Origin of the sequence: Natronococcus jeotgali DSM 18795 (assembly GCF_000337695.1) — an archaeon.
Lineage (GTDB): Archaea > Halobacteriota > Halobacteria > Halobacteriales > Natrialbaceae > Natronococcus > Natronococcus jeotgali.
Map to the genome: position 1 here is coordinate 1 of NZ_AOIA01000099.1, position 7,574 is coordinate 7,574.

General features: G+C 55.2%; 7 protein-coding genes and 2 pseudogenes. 3 read left to right on the plus strand and 6 right to left on the minus strand.

The features are described from left to right. Positions 1–500: 500 nt before the first annotated feature. The 3 genes from C492_RS25710 to C492_RS10485 form a co-directional block, all read right to left on the minus strand. Positions 501–656 (minus strand): copper amine oxidase, encoded by a 156-nt coding sequence (locus tag C492_RS25710; RefSeq protein ID WP_338042169.1) that lies wholly within the window; start codon positions 654–656, stop codon positions 501–503. A 217-nt stretch (positions 657–873) separates the two neighbouring features. After that, positions 874–1,167: a DUF6884 domain-containing protein gene (locus tag C492_RS25715; protein WP_086009420.1), complete on the minus strand. Its 294-nt coding sequence runs from the start codon at positions 1,165–1,167 to the stop codon at positions 874–876. Between the two features lie 149 nt (positions 1,168–1,316). Further along, positions 1,317–2,192 (minus strand): lysyl oxidase family protein, encoded by an 876-nt coding sequence (locus tag C492_RS10485; protein ID WP_152424883.1) that lies wholly within the window; start codon positions 2,190–2,192, stop codon positions 1,317–1,319. 375 nt (positions 2,193–2,567) lie between these two features. Here C492_RS10485 and C492_RS10490 point away from each other — a divergent pair, with 375 nt between their 5' ends. Further along, a complete protein-coding gene (locus tag C492_RS10490) occupies positions 2,568–2,813 on the plus strand; it encodes a hypothetical protein (RefSeq protein WP_008423245.1) in 246 nt (81 codons plus the stop codon). Here the strand turns inward: C492_RS10490 and C492_RS22845 are convergent. Further along, positions 2,810–3,196, minus strand: a pseudogene (locus C492_RS22845) (integrase core domain-containing protein); the annotation flags it as partial. The gene C492_RS10490 and the pseudogene C492_RS22845 sit on opposite strands and share 4 nt — an antisense overlap. A gap of 158 nt (positions 3,197–3,354) precedes the next feature. Continuing rightward, positions 3,355–3,701: pseudogene (locus C492_RS22850) on the minus strand (hypothetical protein); the annotation flags it as partial. A 220-nt stretch (positions 3,702–3,921) separates the two neighbouring features. Between C492_RS22850 and C492_RS24215 the strand changes: the two are divergent. After that, a complete protein-coding gene (locus C492_RS24215) occupies positions 3,922–4,065 on the plus strand; it encodes a hypothetical protein (protein WP_160166988.1) in 144 nt (47 codons plus the stop codon). Between the two features lie 303 nt (positions 4,066–4,368). Here C492_RS24215 and C492_RS10495 read toward each other — a convergent pair whose 3' ends face one another. Further along, positions 4,369–5,379 (minus strand): DUF4397 domain-containing protein, encoded by a 1,011-nt coding sequence (locus C492_RS10495; RefSeq protein WP_239643427.1) that lies wholly within the window; start codon positions 5,377–5,379, stop codon positions 4,369–4,371. Between the two features lie 878 nt (positions 5,380–6,257). Here C492_RS10495 and C492_RS10500 point away from each other — a divergent pair. Then, the gene (locus C492_RS10500; protein ID WP_083898827.1) at positions 6,258–7,457 is read left to right on the plus strand and encodes an AI-2E family transporter; all 1,200 of its coding nucleotides are present in this window, start codon (positions 6,258–6,260) and stop codon (positions 7,455–7,457) included. Positions 7,458–7,574: the final 117 nt, after the last annotated feature.

Genomic DNA, 7,574 nt, shown 5'->3' on the forward strand with positions numbered 1-7,574 from the left:
GTGAAGCGGGAAATTTTGGACATGAACCATCCGCAGTTTCCCGCTTCAACTCCCTAGTTCTGACGGATCAAGTCGACGCAGTCTGGCGATTCACCAGAGCCCCTCGGGGTCAACCCCGGAGGTGGTTCACTCTCGAGCGTCTCTTGCCATGTTCGAGACAAAACCGTTCTATATAAATAGAATTTTTAGAAGATTATTCGACAACCGATATAATTTGATACATTTTGAGACAATCCTGGCAGCAAAAGGGACCATCAATATCCGAGTCAGTAACTGTCGAGCCAGCTACTGGTAGCCCACAATGGGCACACGCTTCAGTCATCATCTGATTCGGATCTGGCAACAGTATCAGGATCGTCGTACTTCTGTTCCCGACGGGCATGGATATCTTTGATTGCGTGTTCAGGTGGGACATCGATAGCTGGATTCTCACCAAAGAAGTTCACAGGCTCCAGCTTGAAACTCGCTGGATGGTCGGGCAAAACCGGCCAATCCTCTGGTCAATCGACATGGTTGACACCGAGAGTGTACCACAGTACAATGTCCTCACCATCAAGCGAGCGGTCCTGCTGTGTCCACTTTGGAAGTCCGTCACCACCAGGATTCTGATTCGGATAGTCGCCAGCTGGGAACCGTTCGTCATCCCGGTATGGCATCTGCTTGGCGTAAACCCACCTGACAGCGCACCAACCCGGCCGCGTGTATTTCGGCCCGTCTCACCGATCTACTCGAGACCATCACGTTCCCGATGCCGAACGCGATACAAACCAGGCTCACTCGAAATCGTACTCAGATCTCCATCTGATCGATCAAATGAAAGCCATGGACTCCATTCGAGCCCTATCCAATCGCTATCTTCGAGGCCAGTCTCGTTCATATATGCTCGTTGTACCATCTCAATCGTTCACCTATCACCAATCCATCTACTGGAAGCTCGACTGAGACAGCCGTCTCCTCGAGTAACGGTAGCAACACCTCATAATATACACGCCCAGCGTGGAACACGAGCGTCGTCCTCGTCTCAAGCAATCCAGCCGACTGTAATTGCTCGAACACTGTTTCCGACCACTCTTGCTTTGTCGTAACCCGCGCACACGTCAACTTCGCATCGTACGGCTCGATAGGTGGCCCGTCAGGCTCGAGCAGATAGCGCTTGGCTGAGAGGATGAATCAGCTGTCAGACTCTGTTGAAACTCTCTTCACGTCTTCCACAATCGTAGCGACGGATGCGTGTTTCACGGGGACATGGAGTTGTTTCCAGATGGGTGGGAGATACTCGAAGATTCTGTTAAAATCCTAAGAGGGTGTCAATATTCTCAACAAGCAGATGGTTTCACATGGTCCTCTTGTGAGGAAAGTACGGTAACTGTATCGTTGTTGATACGGAGGTCAACTCGAACGGTGTTATCGTCGTCGCATTTCTCGTCGATCGTACCTTCCGCGTTCGTCGTGGCATGAAGCGTATACTCTCCGTCAGGGAGTCCGTCGATAACAAGATATTGACCGGGTAGAGACGCTGGATACACGTCAGCCCACCCAGCACTAATTCCCTGATAGTCACAATTGAACTTGGCACTACTGCTGGCGTTTGAGCGGGTTTGGAAATCATCCCGAAGACAAAATGTCTGTTTCTTTCCCATGTCCATCTCGTTACCTGATTCGTCAAACAGAGCATATTTGTTGAATCCTTTCAGGTGGGCATGATTATGGGAATCCGAATATTCGAACTGATCGGATCTATTCTCAGGATGACCCAATTCGGCATCTGCATCTCCTAAATTGTAGATGATCGTATCAAATCGAAGCAGTCTATGCTCTCCCGGAGTGACAAAACCGTCTTCGACGTCAGTGCTGGACTCATCAAACTCTTCTGTCGAAATGCTAAAGTCCCGGACTCCCGGAACGAAGTTGACCTCTGGCTTGTCCTCAACTTGAGCATCCGAAGGTTCAGAGTTGGACTCAGCTGGTGTGGATGATGTCGCCGGGTTCTCTTTGTCCACTGGGGTAGCCTCCTCGTTTGCGGTGCCTTCACTTTCGGAGGTGGTGGAGGTGTCCGTGTTACTGTCGTTCACTGTGAACGGATTGTTAACCGTAACGTCCCCAAGCGTAATTATGCCGGCCCCCACTACTGCGATGAGGATAATCCCCACCAGTACCGTCGCACGCTTTCTATCTTTCATTCGTTTTGTCATATTGCTTTCTTACCGCATCCAAATATGAGCGAGAAGAAGTATAGTAAGACACCCACTAATTAAGTATCTAACACAATGAGGTCGTTATAGCCAATTGTTAACTGGTGAATATCTCTTTTTCTTTCGCTTAGCGCCGGCTGCTCTACGTGGCGATGACACGAGCTCGAGACCACTTGCTTTTCACCGCTGGAGAGGAACCGAATACGTTCCTTGAGGGATTAGAAGTTCCGATCACGTCCTACGAACCCGAACCCCAAAAGATGTGTCTCGGTCAGACAGTCCAAACCCAGTTCGACGTTCCAATACCGAAATCAGACGGTCCAACAAGCTGCTCACCGCATTCGCTTATGAACGACTCCGTTTTCGAGGTGGTCAATGACGGACGGTATCGAGTTCGGTTCGCGACTGCACGAGTTCGCAGAGCAATATGCATCGGGTGAGGACGTCGACCCACAGGATGACGAACAGCGACGAGTTCGGCTACTCCTCGATTCAATGGACGGCGAACTGAGAATTGAAGAGAACGCATACCTCCCACTGGAGGTCGATGGCAAGCAAGTAACGATCCAGGGAATCGTTGATCTGGTTCACGTTACAAATGATACCATTGGCACTGTCTAGTTGAGTCCTTTCTCAGCTGGCGTCTTTCCATCGAGCGATTGATGCGGTCTCTGGCGGTTATAATAATGCACGAACTGTTCAATCAATTCGCGTGCGCTCGCCCGACTGCCCTCCCAGGAACTATGGAAACGGTCGACTCTCATTTTGAGAGTGTGAAACCACTTTTCGATGAGGTTTCGGTCGGTGTAGTTCACTCGACCGTTCAGCCCTAATCGGGAAAGGGTAGTCCGATAGCCGAATTGATCGACGAGAAACACAGCGTCCGAGAAATCGTGTTTCTCTCGGAGTCCATGCAGAAACGCAGCTGCCGGATCAGTGCCGTGCTGACCGAACAACGCGACGTCGAGAATCAACTTTGTGTCTATGTTTATTGCAGCATATAGAGGGTGTCATACAATAGTTCTCAAGCAACATTATTCTCGGTCAGGTAGGATGGATAAAACACGAGAGCAGCTCAAACGCTGGTGGAAGCGTAGAATGAGACTGCTATAATCATCAAATAGCGGGTGTGAGACGTATTCTATGACACCCTGGCATATAACCAAGACCACTCGCCGTTAATCTTGACAGCGGTTTCGTCAACAGCGACCCGCGACGGCGACGCCGTCCGCAGAACGCGAAGCGTTCTGATGGGCCGCACGAGAGCGTTGCTCTCGTGGACGTCGGCGGGTCGTGTCCGCTGTCAGCCAGCCGATGTACCCAGTCCCAGACCGCTCCGTGAGTGCGTTCAACGACTAATTCCGCGAAAATCGTTGTTGTGTCCCGAAGCGAACAACCGGTTTGATCGAGACGGACGGCGAACGCCCTGACGGGCGTTGCCGTCCGTTCGTTCTCCCAAGATTCTTCTAAATCCGCGTCGTAGCTCTCGCTGAGCAGGTCTGCGAGCATTAGTCCAAATCAACTCAACGACCTGCTCACTTCTCAAACTGGCTCAACTAGACAGTGCCTGTGCGTACCCCATTCAACAAATTTGATATAATACCTGTCTTTACCATTAGAACACTACCTTTTGACCCATGGTGAGGGTTCCTGTGGACGATATCAGCGCTGTTGTTACCGTCAATTGTGATGGATGTTCTTTCCAATCCGCTGCCTACTCAGTGCGAGTGTGGCACGAGACCTGGCCCGGTTTGTCACCTCGACGCGTACGGAAAATACTGAGGCGATGATCGAAGTCAGCGCCGCAGTCGACGTCGATACCCACGAGGGTATGAAACGGATGGTCGAGTGGGAGAAAGTCGGCTTCGTCTAGCAGGTCCCTGACGAGCAGGACACCGTCCTCGTCATCGACACCGCCGACGCCCGTGGCGTCGACAACTCATCGCGCAGGCGCGCGAGCAAGGAGCGGTCGTGAGCACGAGGACGCAACTTATCCTCGACGAGCAACTCGGGTGACGGCCTGACGAGTCTGCTCTCCTGTCAATTCACTCGCGTAGTCGTGAGTTCTGCGAACATCGTAAACGTATTGCGTTTGCTCGTGCGTTCGGCTGTACCCGCGTGAAAACCTCACTACTCCATGGTAGCGAGATTTTTCCACGACGGGCAGCCGGCGGTATCACTGAGCGTTCTTGTCCCCGGACTTCGTCTCCGTTTCAGGCTCTTTCTCGGGTTCGTCTTCGTTCGACTCCGCTTCGTCCGGAAGGGAATCCTCTGTGAGGAGTATCTCGAACGGCTCATCGGCGAGTGCTCCCTCCGGCTCGAGGTAGCCAATCGCGAACGCGGAGTAGACGGTCCCTCCGGCGAGGGAAACGTCGATTTCGAAGACGCTGGTCTCTCGGTCACCCGCAGGATAGATAACGAGTGGATACTCGCCCTCTGGGACCTCGGTGTAGCCGGATTCACCGAATGCGACGTTCTCGAACAGCGCGTCCCCGTTTTCGCCGGCAACGACGTCCACCGCAGGCGCGTCGGGTGAGGCGTGGAGGACGCGAACGCGAGCGGTACCTGAATCGACCGGGCTGTTGTCGTCATCGAGGAACAGCGACTCGAGGGGCTGGTTTTCGGCGGCCACTTCGCCGATCACTGCGAGGAGACCGTCGAGGGTGGAGTCCACGTCGCCGGCCTCGACGGTCTCCTCGAGCACTGCTTCGGCCGGGTCTTCACCGGCGGGAACGACCTGGATCGTGTACGTGCCAGGCGGGAGGTCGCGGTAGTCGGTGACCGTCCCGTACGGGATGCCCTCGCGGACCCGCTCTCCGTCGACGTAGACGTCGATGTTAGGTGCGTCGGGTGAGAGGTGTGCAACTCGAGTCTGGAAGTCGGCATCGGTTGGCTGGTCGTTCGTTTCGTGGTCACTCGAGGCAGCCGTGGTACCTCCGACGCCACTGACCACTACGAGGCTGCCGCCGATCTGTAGAATTCGTCGTCGGTTCACGCGGTCTCTAGTCATCGAGATGTCATGGACGGCGATATCGGTGATAGTGCTACCACTTGCAGGAGCAGGCCAATACAATTCCGGGACTCGATATCCAACGCTTTGGGCTCGAACCACCCAGTATGGAAGAGTCCGATATATCCTGCCTGTCGCCGCCGAATACAGCGACCTCGAGCTGCCGATCACGCTCACACCCGTCGAAACGGAACGTGGCCTCGTCCTGATCGACGTCGGCCCCGAGGGATCGCCGACACCCTCGAGGTCTACCGCTCGGATCTGGACTATGGACTCAAGGGCATCTGGCTAGTGGCCCTAATTCACCACGACGGGGACCACGTTGGCGGGATCGAAGCGGTCCGTGCACGCGCCGATCCGATCGTCACCGCCCATTCGGAGGAGACTGCGTCTCCCACGGGTGAACGTGAGCCGAGAAAGGCGATCCACTCTCGTTTCCTAACACTATCATCGTGCCATGAAATTATTCTCGAGTCTCGTCACCGTATTATATCGAACGCTGGAGTGTGAGTTGGTCCCAACCGCTGCTGCAGGCCACTCGGAGCGGCATGAACCATGAGCAACGAACCACCAGACACGACGGGAGAATCGGACTTCGAACCGCTGCGGGCAACCCGCCGCGCCGCACTTCGCGGGGCGGGCCTCGCTGGACTGCTCGCGATGCAGCGCGGAACGCGCCTGAACTCCGAGCTGCTCGTTCTCGGCATCTTCGGTGGAGTGGCCGTCTTCGGATTCCTTGGGTCTTCATCGGCCCAGTCATACTGGGGCTGTCGAAAGCCATCGTCGATCTGCCAGTGGAGATACGTGGTACGTCTAGAGATATCCGGTAAGCGGCCGGCCTGTGCGAACCATTGCCCGACAGCAATACTCTATCTTCGATGAATCGGTCGACGACCGCGCTACGGTATATTCTAGACGGATTGAGACTCTCCCGAGACACGACTCGACGGTCGAGGATACACGGCTACAACATTGCACCGTCTCGAAGTTCGTTCTCCGGTAATTCAGGACGAGTACACAATTTCGTTAATAATGTATCTGTGGTACCATCACCCATGGATAAAACTGATTCACCGATACGCAACGTCCGCATCTGGGCGGCTCACGAACGCCTCGGGTGGTGGATTCTGGGATTCGTGTTACTGGCCATCTTGGGACTCGTCGTCAATCAGTACCTCCCGTGGCTCATCTTCGGACTGTTCATCTACTACGTCGCGCGGCCCATTACGCAGCGACTCGAGCGGCGCATCGCCTCGCCGACCCTCGTCGCGGCGCTGACACTGCTTTTGATCGTCGTCCCGATTGTAGTGATGCTCGGTGCGATTTTGCTTGTCGCGCTCGGGCAACTGGTGACGGCGGCCGCTGACCTGCCGGTCGACAGAATTCTCGCGCAGTTACCAGTTCAGATCACGGATCTCCCGAATACCCCCTCGGAGGTGTACGACACGACGGTCGTGTTAATCCAGGACCCGTCGGTGCAGAACCTGCTTGGCTCTGTCGGCGGCGCGGTCGGCGCGATCGGGGCGACGCTGTTCAACATGTTCATCTCGCTGCTAATCGCGTTCTTCCTGCTGGTCAGCGATCGGAATATCGCCGACTGGTTTGAAACGAACGTGTTCGGCGAGGACAGCCTGGTGACCGACTACCTCTCGGTCGTCGATCGAGGACTGGGTTCGATCTACTTCGGGTACACGATGACGATCTTTGCAGTCATCATTCTCTCAGCGATCATCTACACGGTATTCAACGTCGTCGCGCCCGGCGGACTGGCGATCCCGTCGGCGATGCTGTTCGCCGTCGTGACCGGCCTCTTCACGCTCGTTCCGCTCGTCGGTCGGTCGATCATCTATTTCGCGATCGCCGGGACCCTCGCAGTCCAGGCGGCGACGGTCGATCCGCGTCTCCTCTGGTTCCCGGTCGCGTTCCTCGCGGTCATGATCGTCGCGTTCGACAACCTCGTCCGGACGTACATCCGGCCGTACCTTTCGGGACGACTGCTCAACACTGGGCTCGTCATGTTCGCGTACCTGTTCGGCCCGCCGCTGTTCGGCTGGTACGGGATCTTCCTGGGTCCGTTCCTAATGGTCTTCATCGTGACGTTCGTCCGAATGATCCTCCCTGTATTGGCCGATCCCGAGGGTGAACGCGTCGAACTAAAGTCCGAACACACGCTCGACGAGTACGCCGAGAACGCTGGGGATCAGAAGGACATCTCCCCGTCCGAGGCGGATCGAACCGACATCGGAACGGGGTGAAATCTACCTTGACCCGCTAAACAGAGACTCGGTACTTCCCGACTGGTGTGAGAGCTGGAGCTAAAGCGTTGGTCTCATGAGGAAGATGTCTGGTTGAGTGAATGTGTTCAAGATACC

Coding starts and splice junctions, on each gene's coding strand:
- C492_RS25710 (WP_338042169.1), bottom strand. CDS start 656: ATGCCATACCGGGATGACGAACGGTTCCCAGCTGGCGACTATCCGAAT.
- C492_RS10485 (WP_152424883.1), bottom strand. CDS start 2,192: ATGACAAAACGAATGAAAGATAGAAAGCGTGCGACGGTACTGGTGGGG.
- C492_RS10490 (WP_008423245.1), top strand. CDS start 2,568: ATGACGGACGGTATCGAGTTCGGTTCGCGACTGCACGAGTTCGCAGAG.
- C492_RS10500 (WP_083898827.1), top strand. CDS start 6,258: ATGGATAAAACTGATTCACCGATACGCAACGTCCGCATCTGGGCGGCT.